Origin of the sequence: Pseudomonas sp. Leaf59 (assembly GCF_920984685.1) — a bacterium.
Taxonomy (GTDB): Bacteria; Pseudomonadota; Gammaproteobacteria; order Pseudomonadales; family Pseudomonadaceae; genus Aquipseudomonas.
In genome coordinates this window covers 324,874-346,269 of record NZ_CAKLBR010000004.1, presented here as the reverse complement: position 1 = coordinate 346,269, position 21,396 = coordinate 324,874, and the positions used below count along the sequence as shown (strand labels likewise).

The 21,396-nt window shown below is 60.8% G+C and carries 18 protein-coding genes and 1 pseudogene; 6 read left to right on the top strand and 13 right to left on the bottom strand.

All coding sequences use genetic code 11. The annotated features are described in order from the left end of the window. A pseudogene (locus tag LUB09_RS06910) lies at positions 1-714 on the bottom strand (hypothetical protein); the annotation flags it as partial. A gap of 5 nt (positions 715-719) precedes the next feature. On the opposite strand from LUB09_RS06910, the gene LUB09_RS06905 reads away from it, so the two are divergent. After that, on the top strand, positions 720-968 hold the full coding sequence (locus LUB09_RS06905; RefSeq protein ID WP_231422141.1) for a hypothetical protein: 249 nt from the start codon (positions 720-722) through the stop codon (positions 966-968). A gap of 97 nt (positions 969-1,065) precedes the next feature. Here the strand turns inward: LUB09_RS06905 and nagZ are convergent, their stop codons facing one another. Beyond that, positions 1,066-2,076, bottom strand: coding sequence for a beta-N-acetylhexosaminidase (nagZ, locus tag LUB09_RS06900; RefSeq protein ID WP_209990122.1), 1,011 nt, complete (start codon positions 2,074-2,076; stop codon positions 1,066-1,068). 135 nt (positions 2,077-2,211) lie between these two features. After that, positions 2,212-2,919: a TetR/AcrR family transcriptional regulator gene (locus tag LUB09_RS06895; RefSeq protein ID WP_003234056.1), complete on the bottom strand. Its 708-nt coding sequence runs from the start codon at positions 2,917-2,919 to the stop codon at positions 2,212-2,214. Between the two features lie 263 nt (positions 2,920-3,182). Here LUB09_RS06895 and lexA point away from each other — a divergent pair, with 263 nt between their 5' ends. Then, on the top strand, positions 3,183-3,791 hold the full coding sequence (lexA, locus tag LUB09_RS06890) for a transcriptional repressor LexA (protein ID WP_003172575.1): 609 nt from the start codon (positions 3,183-3,185) through the stop codon (positions 3,789-3,791). Positions 3,792-3,799: 8 nt separating this feature from the next. Beyond that, positions 3,800-4,273 (top strand): SOS-induced cell division inhibitor SulA, encoded by a 474-nt coding sequence (sulA, locus tag LUB09_RS06885; RefSeq protein ID WP_209990116.1) that lies wholly within the window; start codon positions 3,800-3,802, stop codon positions 4,271-4,273. A gap of 57 nt (positions 4,274-4,330) precedes the next feature. Here the strand turns inward: sulA and LUB09_RS06880 are convergent, their stop codons facing one another. The 7 genes from LUB09_RS06880 to LUB09_RS06850 all read right to left on the bottom strand — a co-directional run bounded on the left by LUB09_RS06880 (position 4,331) and on the right by LUB09_RS06850 (position 12,925). Beyond that, entirely contained in the window at positions 4,331-4,564 is a 234-nt protein-coding gene (locus LUB09_RS06880; RefSeq protein WP_209990112.1) for a hypothetical protein, read from the bottom strand. Positions 4,565-4,946: 382 nt separating this feature from the next. Beyond that, a complete protein-coding gene (locus LUB09_RS06875; protein ID WP_209990109.1) occupies positions 4,947-5,468 on the bottom strand; it encodes a DUF6586 family protein in 522 nt (173 codons plus the stop codon). Positions 5,469-5,583: 115 nt separating this feature from the next. Then, entirely contained in the window at positions 5,584-8,205 is a 2,622-nt protein-coding gene (gene topA, locus LUB09_RS06870) for a type I DNA topoisomerase (RefSeq protein ID WP_209990106.1), read from the bottom strand. Positions 8,206-8,319: 114 nt separating this feature from the next. Then, complete coding sequence (locus LUB09_RS06865; protein ID WP_057009560.1) at positions 8,320-8,556, bottom strand: DUF1653 domain-containing protein; 237 nt, start codon at positions 8,554-8,556, stop codon at positions 8,320-8,322. A gap of 96 nt (positions 8,557-8,652) precedes the next feature. After that, entirely contained in the window at positions 8,653-9,828 is a 1,176-nt protein-coding gene (gene fadA / locus LUB09_RS06860) for an acetyl-CoA C-acyltransferase FadA (RefSeq protein WP_003234046.1), read from the bottom strand. Between the two features lie 30 nt (positions 9,829-9,858). Continuing rightward, on the bottom strand, positions 9,859-12,006 hold the full coding sequence (fadB, locus tag LUB09_RS06855; protein WP_209990103.1) for a fatty acid oxidation complex subunit alpha FadB: 2,148 nt from the start codon (positions 12,004-12,006) through the stop codon (positions 9,859-9,861). A 481-nt stretch (positions 12,007-12,487) separates the two neighbouring features. Next, complete coding sequence (locus tag LUB09_RS06850; protein ID WP_231422139.1) at positions 12,488-12,925, bottom strand: hypothetical protein; 438 nt, start codon at positions 12,923-12,925, stop codon at positions 12,488-12,490. A gap of 105 nt (positions 12,926-13,030) precedes the next feature. On the opposite strand from LUB09_RS06850, the gene LUB09_RS06845 reads away from it, so the two are divergent. Then, a complete protein-coding gene (locus tag LUB09_RS06845; RefSeq protein WP_209990097.1) occupies positions 13,031-13,471 on the top strand; it encodes a universal stress protein in 441 nt (146 codons plus the stop codon). 95 nt (positions 13,472-13,566) lie between these two features. Here the strand turns inward: LUB09_RS06845 and LUB09_RS06840 are convergent, their stop codons facing one another. Then, positions 13,567-15,489, bottom strand: a complete 1,923-nt coding sequence (locus tag LUB09_RS06840; protein WP_209990093.1) for an ATP-binding cassette domain-containing protein — start codon at positions 15,487-15,489, stop codon at positions 13,567-13,569. A gap of 213 nt (positions 15,490-15,702) precedes the next feature. Between LUB09_RS06840 and LUB09_RS06835 the strand changes: the two genes are divergently transcribed. Further along, positions 15,703-17,631 (top strand): transglycosylase SLT domain-containing protein, encoded by a 1,929-nt coding sequence (locus LUB09_RS06835; protein ID WP_209990091.1) that lies wholly within the window; start codon positions 15,703-15,705, stop codon positions 17,629-17,631. 254 nt (positions 17,632-17,885) lie between these two features. Here LUB09_RS06835 and LUB09_RS06830 read toward each other — a convergent pair whose 3' ends face one another. Next, positions 17,886-19,643, bottom strand: a complete 1,758-nt coding sequence (locus LUB09_RS06830; protein ID WP_231422138.1) for an ABC transporter transmembrane domain-containing protein — start codon at positions 19,641-19,643, stop codon at positions 17,886-17,888. A gap of 243 nt (positions 19,644-19,886) precedes the next feature. On the opposite strand from LUB09_RS06830, the gene LUB09_RS06825 reads away from it, so the two are divergent. Next, entirely contained in the window at positions 19,887-20,054 is a 168-nt protein-coding gene (locus LUB09_RS06825; RefSeq protein WP_209990085.1) for a PA1571 family protein, read from the top strand. A 57-nt stretch (positions 20,055-20,111) separates the two neighbouring features. Here LUB09_RS06825 and pdxB read toward each other — a convergent pair whose 3' ends face one another. Then, positions 20,112-21,254: a 4-phosphoerythronate dehydrogenase PdxB gene (gene pdxB, locus LUB09_RS06820; RefSeq protein WP_231422136.1), complete on the bottom strand. Its 1,143-nt coding sequence runs from the start codon at positions 21,252-21,254 to the stop codon at positions 20,112-20,114. Between the last annotated feature and the right edge of the window lie 142 nt (positions 21,255-21,396).

Genomic DNA, 21,396 nt, shown 5'->3' with positions numbered 1-21,396 from the left:
AGCAGGCTTGTCCTGCGTTGGGCTGCGCAGCAGCCCCAAAGCCAGGCGCTGAGCCGTATCAGGTACACCGCGTTTTGCTCGATGGGGGGCGCTTCGCACCCCAACGCGGGGCAAGCCCGCTCGCCACTGCGGTCGGTGGCTGCCGTCCGATTGCACGGTCCAGTTGAAATGAGCCACACGCGTGGCGCCTGCGTTCAGGGGCAACTGAGCATCGAAGTCCAGGTAGAGGCGCTCGGTCTTGAGCGCCAGCTTGAGAATTTCAGCGCCGTCCTCCCCCTCCAGCGGAAAACTGCTGCCGTGCCGCCCATAGGCTCTTCCAAGCAACAGCAACCGACAAATACGCTGGTCCACCTCCAACATGTACGCCGGCGCGCGCGACAGGGTTTCATCGAGGGAATACAGGGCCTTGATGTCGCCGAAACCGCCCTTTTTCAGGGGGCGCGCCCGATAGACACTCAGCGACCAGCGATTTGAATAAGCATCCGGATTGAGCTGGTACAACAGGCAGATGGTGCTGCCTTTGGGTAATGACTCAATCGCGGGAGTGGTGGCAGGGATCGTGTTGAGCCATTGCTCGATCTGCGGATGAAGACGCTCGCTCGGTGCCTGCGCAGGTTCTCCTCGCTCATCCTGCTCATTCGATAGCATGTTCATGCTCAACTCGAACAAGACGGCAGCAGCATGTTTGCAGTCCATCCCACAGGGCAGGAACACACGCAATGCATATCGCTGAAGTCCGGGCCGCCTGTGGCGGCCAGCGTGATCACCACCGAATAGACATTGCCGCCAGAGCCTCTGCATTTTGCAATGAGTCGCTGGGCGCCGACCTCGACCAGTTGGATGCGGCCTTCATCGGCATAGTCAAAAGCACCCTCAAGCGTGCTACGCGTAAAGTTATCCTACCAGTCCAGGCTAGCGAGACGTTTGATCAGATCGCTCATGGGTACACACTTTACACCGGTCGTTAAACAGATAAAGACGGATATGTCCTGCCTACCAGTACGAACATACAGCTACTTGATTCGGAGGCTTCCTACACTTGAAGCCGCGGACAAACACCGCTTGTCACTCGATCAATTGCGCATCCCGCAGCGCACCTGTCGCCAGCATCCAACGCGGGTCCTGCTTGTAGTCCGTCGACGCAATTGCCTGGCCGCGCATCCGCGCAATGCGCGCAGAGGGCGTGACCTTCATCCGTTGCGCGGCGGTGAGTGCAAGCTCGGCGGCCGCGCGATCGTTGCACACCAGCCCCATGTCGCAGCCGGCAGTCAGCGCTGCTTCGATACGGCTGGCGGCGTCGCCGACCACATGGGCGCCGGCCATGGACAGGTCATCGCTGAAAATCACGCCGTCAAATTGCAACTCGCCACGCAGGATGTCCTGTAACCAGCGTCGCGAAAAGCCGGCTGGCTGGGCGTCAACCTGCGGGTAGATAACGTGCGCCGGCATCACTGCCGCCAATTGCCGACTCAGCCGCGCGAAAGGCACCAGGTCATTGGCGCGAATCTGCTCCAGGCTGCGTTCGTCATTGGGAATGGCGACGTGGGAATCCGCCTCGGCCCAACCGTGGCCGGGGAAGTGTTTACCAGTGGCGGCCATACCGGCGCTGTTCATGCCGCGAATAAAGGCACCGGCGAGTACGGCAGCGCGCTCGGGGTCGCCCTCGAAGGAACGGGTGCCCACCACGGCGCTGCGCTGGTAGTCCAGGTCCAGCACCGGGGCGAAGCTCAGGTCCAGGCCAACCGCCAGCACTTCAGTGGCCATGATCCAGCCGCACTGCTCGGCCAGGTATTCGGCGTTGGGGTTGTCCGCCAGCGCACGCATGGCCGGCAGGCGTACAAAACCCTGGCGCAGGCGCTGTACGCGACCGCCCTCCTGATCGACCGCCAGAAGCAGGTCCGGACGCACCGCGCGTATCGCCGCGCTCAGCTCACGCACCTGCCGCGGATGCTCGATATTGCGCGCAAAAATGATCAGACCGCCTACCTCAGGCTGGCGCAACAAGTGGCGATCCTCGGCCGTCAGCCATGTACCGGCAACGTCGACCATCAAAGAACCTTGCAGGGCAGCAGTCATAAACCTTCCTTTAATAACGCGCACACCCCGTCGCCCTCACCAGGTACGGTGAGCACGACGGGGTGCGAGTAAATAGCTGAAATCGGCATGGCGGCTACTTTAGCGGATGCAAGCAGCCAAGCACACCCGCAGCGGTCAAACCTTGGCGGGCACGGGTGCAGTTTTGCTGCGTGGGCGCAGTTGGGCGTCAGCCATGGCCGGGTCGGTGACACCGGTTTCGGCGCGCATGCCGGCGGCCAGGAACGGCACCATCAGGCGCATCACTTGCTCGATGGAGGTGTTGACGCCGAAATCGGTCTCGGCAATCGCACGCAGTGCCTTGATCCCGGACATGCTGAACGCGGCCGCGCCCAACATGAAGTGCACGCGCCAGAACAGTTCGATGGGCGGAATGCGCGGAGCGGCTTCGTTGACCAGCAACATGTAGCGACGGAACACCTTGCCATACATGTCTTCAAGGTAACGACGCAGGTGGCCCTGGCTCTGGCTGAACGCCAGGCCCAGCAAGCGCATGAAGATCGACAGGTCGTTTCCGCTGCGCGGTTGAACCACCAGGGCCTGCTCGACGAGCATCTCCAACAGGTCTTCCAGACTCGGCTTGTGGTCGGCCTTGGCCTGGCGGCGCTCCAGCTCGCGGTCGAGGCTGGCGCAGAACGGCCCCAGAAAGCGCGAAAACACCGCCTGGATCAAGGCTTTTTTCGAGCCGAAATGGTAGTTCACTGCGGCCAGGTTAACCCCGGCCTTGCTGGTGATCAGGCGCAATGAAGTTTCGGCGAATCCTTTTTCCGCGAACAATTGCTCGGCGGCATCGAGAATGCGTTCAACGGTTTCCGACTGGGCCATGGCTACTCCGCCTGACAAACACTTGTTTGAAACATACGTTTCAAGGTATGTCTTGTCAAGCCTGTGAGTTCGTTTTCCGGCCGGGCAGTCACCTTTTTCACCGGTATTTAATCACATCCTTGGCGGTGTGTAGGCAGCGCTACCTCTGCCTTGTGGGAAGCCTGCCGAATGACCGTCCAGCGGCGGTGTGGAAAAGGATGATTGCCAAGCGCAGTCCACTGTATATAATCCCAGTCACTGTATAAAAAGACAGAGCGATCAACATGCTAAAACTGACGCCACGCCAAGCTGAGATTCTGGCTTTTATCAAGCGCTGCCTCGATGACAACGGCTACCCGCCGACGCGAGCGGAAATTGCGCTGGAGCTGGGGTTCAAATCCCCCAATGCCGCTGAAGAACACCTCAAGGCCCTCGCCCGCAAAGGCGCGATCGAGATGACCCCAGGCGCTTCACGGGGAATCCGCATCCCCGGTTTTGAAGCCAAGGCCGATGAGTCGACCCTGCCGATCATTGGCCGAGTCGCTGCCGGTGCGCCGATCCTTGCGCAGCAGCACGTCGAGGAATCCTGCAACATCAATCCGACTTTCTTCCACCCTCGCGCCGACTACCTGCTGCGGGTACATGGCATGAGCATGAAGGACGTGGGCATTTTCGACGGTGACCTGCTGGCAGTGCACACCACCCGCGAAGCGCGTAACGGCCAGATCGTCGTCGCCCGTATCGGCGATGAAGTGACGGTCAAGCGCTTCAAGCGTGAAGGCAGCAAGGTCTGGCTGCTGGCCGAGAACCCTGAGTTCGCCCCGATTGAAGTGAACCTGAAAGATCAGGACCTGGTGATCGAAGGCTTGAGTGTCGGCGTCATACGCCGCTAGGAGGCATCATGCAGTTCATGCACACCCCGCAACAGGCACAACTGTCGCTGTTTGAGGCCTTCATGGCTCAACCACTTGCGCCGCTGCTCAAGGAAACGGTCGAGGCCCCGTGGGGGTCCGAGGCCGAGGCGTTCAGTGAATTGTCGTTGCGCGGTGCTGCCGGGAACTGCCTGAGCCTGCTGGCGCCGATCCTTCGGGAATTGAGCGAGGAGCAGGACGCGCGCTGGTTGACGCTGATCGCCCCGCCCGCCAGCCTTACTCAGGCCTGGCTGCGGGACGCCGGCCTTAATCGCGAGCGCATCCTGTTGCTGCAGCCACGCGGCCTGCAAAGCGCCCAGCAGTTAACCTGCGAAGCATTGCGCCTGGGCCGTAGCCATACGGTGGTGAGCTGGTTGAATCCTTTGAACCCGACAACCAAACAGCAACTGATCAGTGCTGCTCGCATGGGTGATGCGCAGAGTTTGAATATTCGACTGGGGTAAACGGGTTTTTGTGGCACGCGGGCTTGCCACAAAAATCCATTCAGTCTTGGCAGTGATTCAATGAAGCACCTTCGGGCCATCGTCTTTCTCCGGCTCACCTTCAGCCAGACGACCGGCCATCTGCACACCCACGCTCAACATGGCTTTTGCCACTTCCACGTGCTGGCCTTGCAGGAACACCTTGGCGTCCTCGGAAAAGTCCAGAATAACCAGAGAACCTTCGTCCTCAGCCCGGCGCAGTTCGATGCGGCCGTCAGGCAGTTCAACAATTTCCAGAAAGGACGTCGGCATAAAAATCTGTTCTCCACGAAAGGCCGGGATTATATCAGTCATCCACCCGGCTTCGCTGTGGAACTGAAGAGGTTTCTTTACGGCTTGATGAATGGCGCTTTAGCGCAAAAGCATGAGCTATTTCAGGCAACCACACACCTGTGGCGAGCGGGCTTGCCCCGCGTTGGGCTGCGTAGCAGCCCCAAAACCATGCGCTGCGTAGCGTCAGGTACACCGCGCTTTCCTTGACTGGGGGGCGCTTGCCCCCAACGCGGGGCAAGCCCGCTCGCCACAAAAAGCCCGCTAGACACAAAAAAACCGCTAGCCACAGAGACTCCAGTTTGCTGCGCGACGGCGCTGGAATCTCCCACAGCTTTTATCTGTGAGCATCAGTGACGCCGTTTCAGCACTCGTTCAAACCTTCGCGAAAGCGCAACGCCAGCTTTTTCAGCTCCTGGCGCCAGCTTTCCAACTCCTCACGGCTCAACGGCTTGGGCTCATCGTCTTCCAGCGAAATAGCCACAATCAACGGCTGTGTCACATCCCCCTTGGGCACGTGAGGCACACGCGGCGGCTGGAACATGTCGGCATGAGCCTTGAGCAGGCGCGCTATCCAGCTGTCCGGGCTCTGGGCCATTTCCACCAGCTCGGCCAGCTCGGGAATAGCCATACTCTCCAGCACTTCACGGGTCATGATCAATTCCGCACGGGGCGCACCGGCCTGCGGCAGACGGTAGTACCCGGCGATTTCATGGCACAGCCCCAGTAACGCACCATACAGATGAAACAAGGCAGCTTCCCGACCGGCCTGGGTCAGCGCGATAGCGTTCATCTCTTTGCCTTGCTCGGCACGGCCGAGGGCTTCCAGTGACAAACCCGCGAAGTAAATTTTCTGGTTGGTACGGGTATAGAGTTCGTTGGCCATGACGGCAATCTCCACAACGAATAAGCCTGATGCTGACAGTGTGGGAGCAAACTCGCTCCTACAAAAAGCAAAAGCCGTCTATACAGACGGCTTTCAACCTTAACAGACTAGCGAATCAAGCGCCCTGACGCTTGTCCTCCACCTTCCACTTGCCACCGTCGTAGAAGGCTTTCCAGCCAGTCGGCTTGCCGTCCACTTCGGTCTGCACGTACTGCTCCTTGGTTTTGCGGCTGTAGCGGATCACGGCTGGACGACCATCCGGATCCTTCTTCGGCGCTTCACACAGGAAGTGGTACTTGGGATCGATTTCGTCCTTGTGCGGCACGATTTCCAGCACCAGCGGTGCACGGGTCTCGCGGTTTTTCGGGAACTGGCTGGCCGCCAGGAACAGCCCCGACGCACCGTCGCGCAGGATATAGGTGTCGTTGACCTTCTCGCACTTGAGCTCGGGCATCTTCACCGGGTCCATCTTCGGTGGCGCTGCGTCACCGCTTTTAAGCAGCTTGCGGGTGTTCTTGCAGGTCGGGTTGGTGCAACCGAAGAACTTGCCGAAACGGCCGGTCTTGAGCTGCATTTCACTGCCGCACTTGTCACACTCCAGGCTCGGGCCTTCATAGCCCTTGATGCGGTAGCTGCCCTCTTCGATCTCGTAACCGTTGCAATCCGGGTTGTTACCGCAGATGTGCAGCTTGTGCTTCTCGTCCAGCAGGTAAGCGTCCATCGCCGTGCTGCAGATCGGGCAGCGATGCTTGCCACGCAGCACCAGCGACTCGGACTCACCCTCGTCATCGGCGGCGATTTCATCGCCCGGCACCAGGTTAACGGTGGCCTTGCAGCGCTCCTTGGGCGGCAGGCTGTAGCCCGAGCAGCCGAGGAACACGCCGGTGGACGCGGTACGAATCTGCATTGGCCGGCCGCAGGTCAGGCACGGAATGTCAGTCATCACCGGCTGGTTGGCGCGCATGCCGGTGTCAGGGCTTTCGGCCACTTCGAGCTTCTTCTTGAAGTCGCCGTAGAACTCGTCCAGCACGTTTTTCCAGTCGCGCTCGCCCTGGGCCACGTCATCGAGGTTCTCTTCCATACCGGCGGTAAAGCCGTAGTCCATCAGGTTGGAGAAGCTCTCGGACAGACGCTCGGTGACGATATCGCCCATTTTTTCCGAGTAGAAGCGACGGTTGTGCAGCGCCACGTAGCCACGGTCCTGGATGGTAGAGATGATCGCCGCGTAGGTCGAAGGACGACCGATGCCGCGTTTTTCCATCTCTTTCACCAGGCTGGCTTCCGAGTAACGGGCCGGTGGCTTGGTAAAGTGCTGGGACGGGTCGAGCTTGATCAGCTTCAGCGTGTCGCCCTGGGCCATGTCCGGCAGTACATCGTCATCGCCCGGTTTGGCGATTTGCGGCATCACACGGGTGTAGCCGTCGAACTTGAGGATGCGGCCCTTGGCACGCAGCTCGAAGTCGCCGGCACCCACGCTCACCGTGGTGGACAGGTACTGCGCAGGCAGCATCTGGCATGCCAGGAACTGGCGCCAGATCAACTCGTACAGACGCTCGGCGTCGCGTTCCATGCCGCTCAGCTTGCTCGGCTCAGTGTTGGCGTCGGAAGGACGAATCGCTTCGTGAGCCTCCTGGGCGCCTTCCTTGCTGCTGTAGACGTTCGGCTTCTCCGGCAGGTACTTCTTGCCGAATTCGCTTTCGATATAGGTACGCGCCATTGCCACCGCGTCCTGGGACAGGTTGGTGGAGTCGGTACGCATATAGGTGATGTAGCCAGCTTCGTACAGACGCTGGGCCATCATCATGGTTTTCTTCACACCGAAGCCCAGGCGGTTGCTCGCGGCCTGTTGCAGCGTGGAGGTGATGAACGGCGCCGACGGCTTGCTGCTGGTCGGCTTGTCTTCACGCTTGACGATGCTGTAGCTGGAGGCCTTGAGCTTCTCCAGCGCGGCCATGGCCTGGGTTTCGTTCAGCGGTTTGAATGCCTCGCCTTTCTCGCGGGCCACTTCAAAGCGCACATTGTTGCCCTTGGCGGTGCCGAGGTCCGCGTGGACTTCCCAGTACTCTTCGGGGTTGAACGCACGGATCTCGCGCTCACGCTCCACCACCAGCTTGACCGCTACCGATTGCACCCGACCGGCGGACAGGCCACGGGCAATCTTCGCCCACAGCAGTGGCGAAACCATGTAACCCACCACACGGTCGAGGAAACGACGCGCCTGCTGGGCGTTGACACGGTCGATGTCCAGCTCGCCCGGCTTGGAAAACGCTTCCTGGATGGCTTTCTTGGTGATTTCGTTGAACACCACCCGCTTGTAGCGGCTGTCGTCACCACCGATGGCTTCGCGCAGGTGCCAGGCAATGGCTTCCCCTTCGCGGTCCAAGTCCGTCGCGAGATAGATGGTGTCGGCATCCTTGGCGAGCCGGCGCAGCTCTTCGATGACCTTTTCCTTGCCCGGAAGGATTTCGTACTTGGCCTTCCAGCCATGATCCGGGTCCACACCCATGCGCGAGACCAGTTGCTTGCGCGCTTTCTCTTTTGGCGTGAGTACCGGACCTTCGCCCGCGGCGGCCTTGCCGCGTTTGGCGGCAGGCTCCTTGCTGGCGCTAGCCGAACCGCTGGTGGGCAGGTCTCGGATATGGCCGATACTCGACTTCACCACGTACTCGTTGCCCAAGTACTTGTTGATGGTCTTGGCCTTAGCCGGGGATTCCACAATGACCAGCGATTTGCCCATGGATCGGAAAATTCCTGAATTCGAGAAGTGAAAGGCAGTTGGCGCCTGACGCGGCAACGCTATATATAGTGGCAACAAGGTGAGGTCAAGCGCAGCACTCTGCGCGACCTGCCGTTATTGCCCTGAAAAAAGACTGGGTTCGGCCTGCACCAAAGCAAAGCGCGGGACCTGCTCGCCGTCAACTTCGACGGACTCCACGAACATGCTCAAGGGACGCACCCAAAAGCCGTAATCGCCATACAGTGCTTGGTAAAACACTACTTGTTCTTCGGTTTCGGAGTGCCGCGCCACACTGAAAACACGGTATTGCGGACCTTTATAATGCTGGTAGAGCCCTGGTTCGACTTTCATGCTGCGGCCCCCTTAGAAAATTCGTAAAAAAAATATTACAAAACGCCAAAAAACAAAAACCGGGGCACTGGGCCCCGGCGTTCCGCCAAGCAACGCTTAGACGCGTTCGAAGACGGTGGAGATGCCTTGGCCAAGACCAATGCACATGGTTGCAACACCCAGGTTGCCGCCATTTTGCTTCATCACGTTAAGCAAAGTACCGGAGATACGTGCACCGGAGCAACCAAACGGATGACCCAGGGCAATTGCGCCGCCGTGCAGGTTAACCTTCTCGTTCATCTTGTCGAGCACTTTCAAATCTTTCAGCACCGGCAGGGCCTGTGCGGCGAAAGCTTCGTTGAGTTCGAAGAAGTCGATATCGGCGATGGTCAGGCCTGCGCGCTTCAAGGCTTTTTGCGTGGCCGGAACCGGACCATAGCCCATGATCGCCGGGTCCACACCCGCCACAGCCATTGAACGAATCACCGCCATCGGCTGGATGCCCAGGTCCTGGGCACGCTGCGCGGACATCACGATCATGCACGAGGCACCGTCGGTGATTTGCGACGACGTACCGGCCGTCACGGTGCCGCCCTTCGGATTGAATGCCGGCTTCAAGGCCGCCAGGCTTTCCAGGGTGGTATCCGGACGAATGGTTTCGTCGTAGTCGAACAGTTTGAGGAAACCGTTCTCGTCGTAACCGTTCATCGGGATGATTTCATCCTTGAACTTGCCTTCCACGGTCGCCTTGTGGGCGAGCTGGTGGGAACGGAGGCCAAACGCGTCCTGGGCTTCACGGGTGATGCCGTGCATCTTGCCGAGCATTTCTGCGGTGAGGCCCATCATGCCCGACGCTTTTGCCGCGTACAACGACATGTGCGGGTTGGGATCGACGCCGTGCATCATGCTCACGTGGCCCATGTGCTCCACGCCGCCGACCACGAACACGTCACCATTGCCGGTCATGATCGCCTGCGCGGCGGTGTGCAGCGCGCTCATCGACGAACCGCACAGGCGGCTCACGGTCTGGCCCGCTGCAGTGTGAGGGATCTGGGTCATCAACGACGCCATGCGCGCGATGTTCCAGCCCTGCTCCAGGGTCTGGTTGACGCAGCCCCAGATCACGTCTTCGACTTCGTTGGGGTCGACCTTGACGTTGCGCTCCAGCAATTTGCTGATCAGGTGCGCCGACATGTCCTCGGCGCGGGTGTTGCGGTGCATGCCGCCCTTGGAGCGGCCCATCGGGGTGCGACCGAAGTCGACAATCACGACGTCTCTTGGATTCAAGCTCATAAATAGTCTCGCTCTAATGTCCGGGGGCGCTTAACCGAAGAAGCTCTGGCCATTTTTGGCCATTTCACGCAGCTTGGCGGTCGGGTGGTACAGCGGGCCCAGATCAGCGTATTTGTCAGCCAGGGCAACGAACTCAGCCACACCGATCGAGTCGATGTAACGCAGCGCACCGCCACGGAACGGAGGGAAACCAATACCGTACACCAGGCCCATGTCGGCTTCGGCGGCGGTTTCGACGATGCCGTCTTCCAGGCAGCGCACGGTTTCCAGGCACAGGGCGATCATCATCCAGTTGACGATGTCCTCGTCGGACACCTCACGCTGCTCGTAGATGACCGGCGCCAGCACTTCGTGCACCGACGGGTCGGCCACTTTCTTCTGCTTGCCCTTCTTGTCGGCCTCGTAGGCGTAGAAGCCCTTGCCGTTCTTCTGGCCCAGGCGCTTGGCCTCGTACAGCGCGTCGATCGCCGAACGGCGGTCGTCTTTCATGCGGTCCGGGAAGCCTTCAGCCATCACGTCGCGACCGTGGTGGCCGGTGTCGATGCCGACCACGTCCATCAGGTACGCCGGGCCCATGGGCCAGCCGAACTTTTCCATCACCTTGTCGATGCGCACGAAGTCCACGCCGGCGCTGACCAGCTTGGCGAAACCGCCGAAGTAGGGGAACAGCACGCGGTTGACCAGAAAGCCCGGGCAGTCGTTGACCACAATCGGGTTCTTGCCCATTTTCTTGGCGTAGGCCACGGTGGTGGCAACGGCCAGCTCGCTGGACTTCTCGCCACGGATCACTTCCACCAGCGGCATCATGTGCACCGGGTTGAAGAAGTGCATGCCGACGAAGTTTTCCGGGCGCTTGAGGGCCTGAGCCAGCAGCGTGATGGAAATGGTCGAGGTATTGGAGGCCAGGATGGTGTCGTCCTTGACCTGCGCTTCCACTTCGGCCAGTACGGCCTGCTTGACCTTCGGGTTTTCGACGACGGCTTCGACCACCAGATCGACGTGACCGAAGTCACCGTAAGACAGCGTAGGACGAATGCCGTTAAGCACTTCAGCCATTTTCGCCGCGGTCATGCGACCTTTGTCCACGCGGCCGACCAGCAGCTTGGCGGCTTCCGCCAGGCCTTGCTCGATACCGTGCTCGTTGATGTCTTTCATCAGGATCGGCGTGCCCTTGGACGCCGACTGATAGGCGATACCGCCGCCCATGATCCCGGCGCCGAGTACGGCAGCCTGTTTCACGTCTTTGGCGATCTCGTCGTAGGCCTTGGCTTTTTTCTTCAGTTCCTGATCGTTCAGGAACAGGCCGATCAGGCTCTGGGCCGCCGAGGTCTTCGCCAGTTTGACGAAACCGGCCGCTTCCACTTCCAGGGCCTTGTCGCGACCGAAGTTCGCTGCCTTCTGAATGGTCTTGATCGCTTCAACCGGCGCCGGGTAGTTAGGGCCGGCCTGACCCGCCACGAAACCCTTGGCGGTTTCGAACGACATCATTTGCTCGATGGCGTTGAGCTTGAGTTTTTCCAGCTTCGGCTGCCGCTTGGCCTTATAGTCAAATTCGCCGCTGATGGCGCCCTTGATCAGGTTCAGCGCAGCTTCAGCCAACTTGTCAGGGGCAACCACAGCATCGACGGCACCGACTTTCAGTGCGTCTTCAGCGTTGTTTTCCTTGCCGGCGGCGATCCACTCGATGGCGTTGTCGGCACCGATCAGGCGCGGCAGGCGCACGGTGCCGCCAAAGCCCGGGTAGATGCCCAGCTTGACTTCGGGCAGGCCGACTTTGGCAGTCGCCGACATCACGCGAAAGTCTGCGGCCAGGCACATTTCCAGGCCGCCGCCCAGCGCGATGCCGTTGATCGCGGCAACGGTAGGTACGTTGAGGTCTTCGAAATCGCTGAAAATCTTGTTGGCTTCGAGGTTGCCGGCCACAAGCTCCGCATCGGGAAGCTTGAAGTTGTCGACGAATTCGGTGATGTCAGCGCCGACGATGAACACGTCCTTGCCGCTGGAGACGATCACGCCCTTGACCGAAGCATCCGCTTTGATGGTGTCTACGGCCTGACGCAGTTCGTTCAGGGTTAGACGGTTGAACTTGTTGACGGACTCACCCTTGAGGTCGAATTTCAATTCGACGATGCCACTTTCAAGAGCCTTAACCGTGATGGCTTTACCTTCGTAAATCATCAACTGATCTCCACGATATGGAAGCTGAACAGTACACACTGGACGCTGGCCTAGGGTTGGACATTGAGGTTTTGCCCAATGTTCACGCCCATCCGCCAGGCACACCCGCCAATGCGATAGTCGGGATTATGTATGAAGCATCTGACAGACAAACGCTCAATTCATACGCCCGTTTGATTTGGGTACGCCACCTTCATCCAATTCCGGGCAATTGTCAATCGCTCCAAAGGCCAGGAAAAACACGACTTTCCAGTCATTTCAGGAACCACAACCCTAGCCCCGCACAGAGGGAATATTCAATTATTCACTGAATCAATAATGCAGGGATTATGCAAAAGGGCTGTACAGAACAGGTAAGCCCGCTAGGCTAGCGAGTACCTTACTGCGCCAGGATGAACATCCGACGCGACAAACAGCATTACCGGCCTGCCTGGCCAACTCCAGCCCGATGATGAATGTCGGGCTTTTTATCGCGCGGCTTTCAGGCCAGGGCCTTGAGCAACGCGTCGATGTCTCTGAGTACACCCGCCTCGCCCTTTTCGCCCCAGTAAACGGCGATCATCTGCTTGTCCGCTTCGACCTTGTAGACATTGGCCGGCAGCGTTGCAAAATGCGCCAGCAAGGCCTCCTCCACGCACACCTCGCGCCACTGGTTGACCCACACGCCTGGCTCCAGCTGCCAGTAGCTCCAAAGGGCCGGCGCACTGCCGCGTCGTGGCCGGCAATACTGCGCACACGGGCTTGGCGGCTCGTGCTTGAGCCAGTGCGGCCACTCCTGCGGCGCCAGTTGCATGGCCAGGCCGATGCGTCGCGCCTCCATGCGCAGGGCCATGCGTCCGCTCTGCTGGCGCGATGGGCGCAGCCAAGCCAGGGGGCTTAAAACCACCGCAAGGATTGACACCACTATCCACACCGTCATATGTGTACTCCCGAATTTCCAGATGAGCGGATTTGACCTGACGCAACCCCATCCGCTTGAAAGCAGCCATACTGAACTTATTGCAGTCCCTTGGAGGAACGCCTCATGCCCTACAAACATATTCTGGTCGCTGTCGATCTGACCGAAGAGTGCGATCCGGTGATCAAGCGCGCGCAGGAATCTGCACTGGCCAATGGCGCCATATTGTCGCTGGTGCATATCGTCGAGCCCATGGCCATGGCCTTTGGCGGTGACGTACCGATGGACCTTTCACAGTTGCAGCAACAACAATTTGACCAGGCCAAGGAGCGCCTGGACCGTTTGATTCTCAAATACCCTCACCTGAAAAAGGACGACTGCCACCTGACATACGGCCAACCGCGCCAGGAAATCCACCACTTGGCCAAGGAAAAGGCGTGCGACTTGATCGTGGTGGGTAGCCATGGTCGTCACGGTTTGGCGTTGTTGCTGGGCTCTACTGCCAATGATGTACTACACGGCGCGCCGTGCGATGTACTGGCCGTCAAGCTGGTAAAAAATTCGTAAGACCGATGGCCCCTCCCACATTTTGAATCGCACTTCATATAAAAAACCCGGTGTTCATCAAATGAACACCGGGTTTTTTATTGCCCAGCAATCACTCAGGCATCCAGCTCGGCCCAACGCTCAACCAGCACTTCCAGCTCCTGGTTCAACGTCTCCAGGGAGGCGATGACCTTGGCGGTGTCTGCCGCCGGGCGCAGGTAGAAACCCGCATCAGCCATTTCTGCTTCGACTGCGGCGATCTGCTGCTCCTTGGCCTCGATCTCTCCCGGCAAGGCTTCCAGCTCGCGCTGCAGCTTGTAGCTGAGTTTCTTCCTGGCCGCCGGCGCTGCGTCCTGCGCGGGCGCAGGTGCGGCCGCCACCGGTGCAACCACGGCGGAGGTCAGGTCGGCCTTGCCGGACTTGCTCTCGGTCACGCCCAGCAGACGCGGCGAGCCGCCCTGGCGCAGCCAGTCCTGATAACCACCGACGTATTCACGCACCTTGCCTTCACCTTCGAAGACCAGCGTGCTGGTGACCACGTTGTCGAGGAATGCCCGGTCGTGACTGACCATCAGTACGGTGCCGTTGAAGGTCAGCAGCACTTCTTCCAGCAGTTCGAGGGTTTCCACGTCGAGGTCGTTGGTCGGTTCATCGAGCACCAGCAGGTTGGCCGGCTTGCTGAACAGCTTGGCCAGCAACAGGCGCGCACGCTCACCGCCGGACAACGCCTTGACCGGCGTGCGCGCACGCTGGGGGCTGAACAGGAAGTCGCCGAGGTAGCTCAGCACGTGGCGGCTCTGGCCGTCGATGTCGATAAAGTCGCGGCCTTCGGCAACGTTGTCGATCACGGTTTTTTCCAGGTCCAACTGGTGACGCAACTGGTCGAAGTAGGCCACGTCGATACGCGTGCCCTCTTCCACCTTGCCGCTGGTCGGTTGCAGGCCATTGAGCATCAGCTTGAGCAAGGTGGTCTTGCCGGTGCCGTTGGCGCCCAGCAGACCGATACGGTCGCCGCGTGCCAGCACCATGGAGAAGTCCTTGATCAGCAACGGACCGCCCGGGTGATGGAAGCTGACGTTCTCCAGCACCATCACCTGCTTGCCCGACTTGTCAGCGGTGTCCAGCTGGATATTGGCCTTGCCGGTACGCTCGCGACGCTCACCACGCTCAACACGCAAGGCCTTGAGTGCGCGCACACGGCCCTCGTTACGGGTGCGGCGCGCCTTGATGCCCTGGCGGATCCAGACTTCTTCCTGGGCCAGCTTCTTGTCGAACAGCGCATTGGCGGTTTCTTCAGCGGACAGCGCAGCCTCTTTGTGCACCAGGAAGCTGGCGTAGTCGCCGTTCCAGTCGATCAGACCACCACGGTCCAGCTCGAGGATGCGCGTGGCCAGGCTCTGCAGGAACGCCCGGTCGTGCGTGATGAACAGCACGGCGCCCTGGAAGTCCTTGATGGCTTCTTCAAGCCAGGCGATAGCGCCGATGTCCAGGTGGTTGGTCGGCTCGTCGAGCAGCAGCAGATCCGGCTCGGACACCAGCGCCTGGGCCAGCAGTACGCGACGACGCCAGCCGCCGGACAACTCGGCGAGGGTCTTGTCGGCCGGCAACTGCAGGCGGCTGAGGGTGCTGTCGACCAGTTGCTGCAAGCGCCAGCCGTCACGGGCTTCCAGCGCCTGCTGCACGTGCATCAGCTTGTCCAGGTCTTCTTCGGTGACGCAGTTCTGCGCCAGGTGATGGTATTGCGCGAGCAACTCGCCCACGCCATCGAGGCCTTCGGCGACCACGTCGAACACTGTCCGTCCGTCGGCCACCGGCAATTCCTGCGGCAATTCGCCGATCTTGAGGCCCGGAGCGCGCCAGACAGAGCCGTCATCGGGCTTCTGATCGCCCTTTACCAGCTTCATCATGCTCGACTTGCCGGTGCCGTTGCGGCCGATGATGCACACCCGCTCACCACGGGCGATCTGCCAGGACACCTTGTCCAACAACGGCATAGCGCCGAAAGCAAGGGACACATCGCTGAATTTGAGCAGGGTCATACACTTCTCCAAAAACCGGGCGCGCATTCTACCTGAGTTGAGGGTGGGATGCGGCCGGCTTTTTCGATGTCGACACGTTCTGTAGGACATTTCCGTCGAACTTGAACGAACCTCCCGGCAAAGCTTTCGCCGGTCGCTGGCAAAAGGCTAAGCTAGGGGCAATCAGTGTCGGCGGTGCCGGTGCTAGTCGTGATTTCTCTGCACGGACGTCTCATGCGCAGTCGCCTTTTCAACTTTTTATCCTGTCTGCTTCTTTCCGCCACCGCCGCCCAATCCGCCCAGGCCGTGGACCTCACCACCCAACGTCAATACTACGATGAAGCCAAACGTGCGCTGGCCAAGGGCGATACCGGCCCCTACATGCAATACAGCCAGGCGCTGGCCGACTATCCGCTGACGCCCTACCTGGCCTATGACGAATTGACCGCGCGCCTTAAAAGCGCGAGCAACGAGGAAATCGAGCAGTTCCTCGCCAAAAACGGCGACCTGCCCCAGGCCAACTGGATGAAGCTACGTTGGTTGCGCTGGCTCGCCGAACGTGGCGACTGGCAGACTTTTGAAAAGTACTACGACACCAAGCTCAATTTTGTTGAGCTGGACTGCCTGCACGGCCAATACCAGCTCACCCACAACCTGAAGGCCGAAGGCTACAAGACCGCCGAAAAGCTGTGGATGACCGGCAAAACCCAACCCTCCGCCTGTGATGTCACCTTCGGCCAGTGGGCGGCAGCCGGGCAACTTACCGAACAGAAAATCTGGGACCGCACCAAGCTCGCCGCCGAAGCGCGTAACTACGCGCTGGCCAATAGCCTGGTGAAAACCCTGCCCACCCTCGGCGCCCAGGGCCGCTTGATGGTGGATGTGGCGCAAAAGCCCGACATGCTCAGCGACCCGTCACGCTTCCTGCCGGCCAACGAGGCCATGTCCGATGCCGTGGGCCTGGGCCTGCGTCGTTTGGCACGCCAGGACCCGGACAAGGCCATGGCCCTGCTCGACGGCTACGCCAGCAGCATGCACTTTTCCCGTGACGAAAAAGTGTCGATCGCCCGCGAAATCGGCCTGACCCTGGCCCGCCGCTATGACCCGCGCGCCCTCGACGTGATGACCCAGTACGACCCCGAACTGCGCGACAACACGGTATCCGAATGGCGCCTGCGCCTGCTGCTGCGCCTGGCACGTTGGGAAGAGGCCTACCAGCTCACCCGCAAACTGCCACAGGACCTGGCTACCACTAACCGCTGGCGCTACTGGCAGGCCCGCAGCCTGGAACTGGCCGAGCCGAAAAATCCGCAAGCCATGGTGCTGTACAAAAACGTCGCCAAGGAACGGGATTTCTACGGTTTCCTCGCCGCCGACCGCTCCAGGTCGCCGTACCAGCTCACCAACAAACCGCTGGTGATGAGCCAGGCGCTGATGAACAAGGTGCGCAATACACCGGGCGTGCGCCGCGCAATGGAGTTCTATGCGCGTGGCCAGATCGTCGACGGGCGCCGCGAGTGGTATCACGTCAGCCGTCACTTCAACCGCGATGAAATGGTCGCCCAGGCCAGGCTGGCCTACGACATGAAATGGTACTTCCCGGCGATCCGCACCATCAGCCAGGCGCAGTACTGGGATGACCTGGACATCCGCTTCCCCATGGCCCACCGCGACACCCTGGTGCGCGAAGCCAAGGTGCGTGGCTTGCATTCGAGCTGGGTGTTCGCCATCACCCGCCAGGAAAGTGCGTTCATGGACGACGCGCGCTCCGGCGTCGGCGCCAGCGGCCTGATGCAACTGATGCCGGGCACCGCCAAGGAGACCGCGCGCAAATTCAGCATCCCCCTGGCCTCACCGGCCCAGGTGCTCGACCCTGACAAGAACATCCAGCTCGGCGCCGCCTACCTGAGCCAGGTGCACAGCCAGTTCAACGGCAACCGCGTGCTCGCCTCCGCCGCCTACAACGCCGGCCCCGGCCGCGTACGCCAGTGGCTGCGCGGTGCCGACCACCTGAGTTTCGACGTGTGGGTGGAAAGCATCCCGTTCGACGAAACCCGTCAGTATGTGCAGAACGTGCTGTCTTATTCGGTGATCTACGGACAGAAGCTCAATTCGCCACAGCCGTTGGTGGATTGGCATGAGCGCTATTTCGACGATCAGTAATAGCCAAATGTGAAAGCGCGCTTATCGTGGCGAGCGGGCTTGCCCTAATGCCGTTCAGTTAAGCGCAGATTCCCTGTGGCGAGCAGGCTTGTCCTGCGTTGGGCTGCGCAGCAGCCCCAAAACCAGGCGCTGAGCCGTATCAGGTACACCGCGTTTTGCTTGATTGGGGGCGCTTCGCACCCCAACGCGGGGCAAGCCCGCTCGCCACAGGAGTGTGGCTGCCTGAAACGTGAGGTGTATCCACAAGCGTGGCGCTACTTGTCCACACTGAACTGCAACGCCGCCAAGCGCGCGTACAGCGCATTGCTCGCAATCAACTGCTGGTGCGTGCCCACCGCCACCAGCTTGCCCTGATCCATCACCGCAATCCGGTCCGCATTCTTTACCGTCGCCAGCCGATGCGCGATCACCAGGGTGGTGCGGCCCTGCATCAGTTGCGGCAGCGCCTGCTGGATCAGGTGTTCGCTCTGGGCGTCGAGGGCGCTGGTGGCTTCGTCCAGCAGCAGGATCGGTGCGTCCACCAGTAGCGCGCGGGCAATGGCCAGGCGTTGGCGCTGGCCACCGGACAGGCCCAGCCCGCTTTCGCCCAGGTGCGTCTGGTAGCCGTCGGGCATTTGCAGGATGAAGTCGTGGGCATGGGCGATACGCGCCGCGGCCTCAACCTGTTCACGGGTGGCGGACGGATTGCCGTAGCGGATGTTGTCTTCGACGCTGCCGAAAAACAGCGCCGGGTTCTGTGAAACAAGCGCGAAGTGGCGGCGCAGGTCCAGAGGGTCGAGTTCGGTCAGCGCGTGGCCTTCAAGCGTAATGCGACCGTGCTGCGGGTCGTAGAAACGCAGCAGCAGGTCGAACAGCGTCGACTTGCCCGCGCCGGAGGGGCCGACCAGTGCCAGGGTTTCGCCGGGGTTGATGCTCAGGCTCAAGCCGTCGATGGCGTAAGTGTCCGGGCGCGACGGGTAGGCAAAGCGCAGGTCCTGCAATTCCAGGCGCCCGCTGACACGCTCCGGCAAGCGCACCGTGCCCTCCACCGGGGCTTTAATCTCGTTGCTCGACTGCAACAATTCACCGATGCGCTCGGCCGCACCGGCGGCGCGCTGCAGCTCACCGAGCACTTCGCTCAGGGTGCCGACGGCGCTGCCGACAATCAGGCTGTAAAACACGAACGCCGCCAGCTCGCCCCCGGAAATGCGCCCGTTGATCACGTCCATGCCGCCCACCCACAGCATCACGCCCACGGCACCGAGCACCAGCATGATCACCAGGGTAATCAGCCAGGCACGCTGGGCGATGCGTTTGCGCGCGGTGGCGAAAGCCTCTTCCACGGTCACGGCGAAGCGCTGCTCGTCCTGCACCTGGTGGTTGTAGGCCTGCACCGTCTTGATCTGGCCGAGGGTCTCGGACACGTAGCTGCCCACATCGGCTATGCGGTCCTGGCTCTGCCGCGAGAGGCTGCGTACACGCCGCCCGAAAATCAGGATCGGCGCCAGCACCAGCGGCAGCGCCACCACCACGATGCTGGTGAGCTTGGGGTTGGTGACAAACAGCAGCACGATGCCGCCGATGACCATCAGCGCATTGCGCAAAAACAGCGAGAGCGACGAGCCGATCACCGATTGCAGCAAGGTGGTGTCGGTGGTCAGGCGCGACTGGATTTCCGAGCTGCGGTTGTTCTCATAGAAGCCTGGGTGCAGGTAGATCAGGTGGTTGAACACCTGCCGGCGAATGTCCGCCACCACCCGCTCGCCGATCCACGACACCAGGTAGAACCGCGCAAACGTGCCCACTGCCAGGCCCAGCACCAGCAGCATGAACAGGCCGATGGACTGATTGAGCAGGTGCGGGGATTGCGTCATGAAACCCTGGTCCACCAACAGGCGAATACCCTGCCCCATGGACAAGGTGATGCCGGCGGTAACGATCAGCGCCAGCAAGGCACCGAGCGCCTGCCAGCGATAGGGCGCGATAAAGCGACTGGCCAGGCGAATCGCACGGCGTTGACGGACTGAGAACATGAGGGCATTACCGATGGGGAACCTGTACTCAACATTGGGGGAACTTGGGCGAATAACAATGAGTCAGGTTAATTATGCCCAGCGACCCGGGCTCCTAGAGGCTATCGGTCTAACGCGCGACTGGAAATCCATGGTGGTTTCTGGTGCACTTGGCGTTCGAACCGGTGAGCGTGCAGGGAGTTGTCACAGCGCGGTCACGCGGGGGTTTTAGAATAGGGACACAACCTGATGAGGAGACAGGCCATGACCTTGCAAAACAGCAGCAATGCCAAGATTGAAGTGATCCGCCAACCGCAGCAGTTGCCTTGCTCGTATATCGACGCCAAGGGCCGCGAAGTACAGATTACCGAAGAGATGATCCAGCAAGCCTGCAGCGAACTGGAGCAGCGATTGGTCAAGCCTGCCCAATGAGGCGAGCGCCAACGCTCTTGTAAACCCGGCCTTGATGGCCGGGTTTTTTATGGGCGCTTAAACGACCTCGGCGCCCAACGCGCGCGCAATGTTCGACAGCACCGGCGACTGGCCATTGATCCGCACCTTCAAGCCATCGATTTCGCGGCGCTCGGGGTAATGCTTGCGCAGCAGGTCGAAGGCCTTGCGCTGCTCCTGCACGGTTCCCACCAGGCTACGGCGGAAATCCGCATCATCGCGCCGCGGGTCGTATACGCTGCGGCACAGCGTGGCCAGTGCCCAGGCCGGGTCGGTGGATGCATTCAACTGCACCTCGGCCAACCACGGCTGCGGCAGCAGGTCACTCAGGGCAATGCCGGGCGCCTGGCCAAGGTACGCGCACAACGCCTGATAGATCTGCGCCGTACCGCGCTGCTTGCCGTCCAGGCTGTAGCCGGCGATATGCGGCGTCGCCAGTACACAGAGGTCGGCCAGGTCGACGTCCACTTCCGGTTCGCCCTCCCACACATCCAGCACGGCCTGCAGGTCTTCACGCTCCAGCAGCACCTCGCGCAGGGCAGCGTTGTGCACCACCGGGCCGCGGCTGGCGTTGATCAGCCAGGTGCCGGGTTTGAGCTGCCGCAGACGCTCGCGATCGAACAGGCGCCAGGTTGCACCATTGCCGGACTTGATCAGCGGCGTGTGCAGGCTGATCACATCGCACTGCTCGATGATCTGGTCCAGGCTCACGTAGTCTGCGTCTTCGGCGATCTGCCGTGGCGGGTCGCACACCAGCACGTTCCAGCCCAGCCCCTTGAGCACCTTGAGCAGCCGGCCGCCCACTTCACCGGCACCGACGATGCCGTAGGTGCGCTGGGCGAGGTCGGCGCCTTCGATTTCAGCCAGGGTCTGCAGGCTGCCGAGCACGTAGTCCACCACGCCGCGCGCGTTGCAACCGGGGGCGCTGGACCAGTGAATGCCGGCCTGCTGGAAGTAGTCGAGGTCCAGGTGATCGGTGCCGATGGTGCAGGTGCCGACGAACTTGACGTCGCTGCCCTCGAGCAAGGCCCGATTGACGTTAGTCACCGAGCGCACCAGCAGCACGTCGGCCTGCTCGACCGTGGCGCGGTCGATGGCGCGGCCGGGCACGCGGCGAATCTCACCAAAGCCCTGGAAAAACTCATCGAGCAGCGGAATATTCTCGTCGGCAACAATCAGCATGGCGGGGCTCCTTTGGCGGAACGGCAGTGTACAGCCTTGCGATCTGACTCACACTGAAGAACCCCTCCCACCTCTGGCCGACGCCGTTTACAAATCCCCAACACAGGTTTTTTCCTGACCATTGCGTCAACGCGTAGAATCC

What these genes read in the sequence shown, in the direction of transcription:
- LUB09_RS06905 (WP_231422141.1), top strand. Translation starts at nt 720, where the DNA reads ATGCATATCGCTGAAGTCCGGGCCGCCTGTGGCGGCCAGCGTGATCAC.
- nagZ (WP_209990122.1), bottom strand. Translation starts at nt 2,076, where the DNA reads ATGACTGCTGCCCTGCAAGGTTCTTTGATGGTCGACGTTGCCGGTACA.
- LUB09_RS06895 (WP_003234056.1), bottom strand. Translation starts at nt 2,919, where the DNA reads ATGGCCCAGTCGGAAACCGTTGAACGCATTCTCGATGCCGCCGAGCAA.
- lexA (WP_003172575.1), top strand. Translation starts at nt 3,183, where the DNA reads ATGCTAAAACTGACGCCACGCCAAGCTGAGATTCTGGCTTTTATCAAG.
- sulA (WP_209990116.1), top strand. Translation starts at nt 3,800, where the DNA reads ATGCAGTTCATGCACACCCCGCAACAGGCACAACTGTCGCTGTTTGAG.
- LUB09_RS06880 (WP_209990112.1), bottom strand. Translation starts at nt 4,564, where the DNA reads ATGCCGACGTCCTTTCTGGAAATTGTTGAACTGCCTGACGGCCGCATC.
- LUB09_RS06875 (WP_209990109.1), bottom strand. Translation starts at nt 5,468, where the DNA reads ATGGCCAACGAACTCTATACCCGTACCAACCAGAAAATTTACTTCGCG.
- topA (WP_209990106.1), bottom strand. Translation starts at nt 8,205, where the DNA reads ATGGGCAAATCGCTGGTCATTGTGGAATCCCCGGCTAAGGCCAAGACC.
- LUB09_RS06865 (WP_057009560.1), bottom strand. Translation starts at nt 8,556, where the DNA reads ATGAAAGTCGAACCAGGGCTCTACCAGCATTATAAAGGTCCGCAATAC.
- fadA (WP_003234046.1), bottom strand. Translation starts at nt 9,828, where the DNA reads ATGAGCTTGAATCCAAGAGACGTCGTGATTGTCGACTTCGGTCGCACC.
- fadB (WP_209990103.1), bottom strand. Translation starts at nt 12,006, where the DNA reads ATGATTTACGAAGGTAAAGCCATCACGGTTAAGGCTCTTGAAAGTGGC.
- LUB09_RS06850 (WP_231422139.1), bottom strand. Translation starts at nt 12,925, where the DNA reads ATGACGGTGTGGATAGTGGTGTCAATCCTTGCGGTGGTTTTAAGCCCC.
- LUB09_RS06845 (WP_209990097.1), top strand. Translation starts at nt 13,031, where the DNA reads ATGCCCTACAAACATATTCTGGTCGCTGTCGATCTGACCGAAGAGTGC.
- LUB09_RS06840 (WP_209990093.1), bottom strand. Translation starts at nt 15,489, where the DNA reads ATGACCCTGCTCAAATTCAGCGATGTGTCCCTTGCTTTCGGCGCTATG.
- LUB09_RS06835 (WP_209990091.1), top strand. Translation starts at nt 15,703, where the DNA reads ATGCGCAGTCGCCTTTTCAACTTTTTATCCTGTCTGCTTCTTTCCGCC.
- LUB09_RS06830 (WP_231422138.1), bottom strand. Translation starts at nt 19,643, where the DNA reads ATGTTCTCAGTCCGTCAACGCCGTGCGATTCGCCTGGCCAGTCGCTTT.
- LUB09_RS06825 (WP_209990085.1), top strand. Translation starts at nt 19,887, where the DNA reads ATGACCTTGCAAAACAGCAGCAATGCCAAGATTGAAGTGATCCGCCAA.
- pdxB (WP_231422136.1), bottom strand. Translation starts at nt 21,254, where the DNA reads ATGCTGATTGTTGCCGACGAGAATATTCCGCTGCTCGATGAGTTTTTC.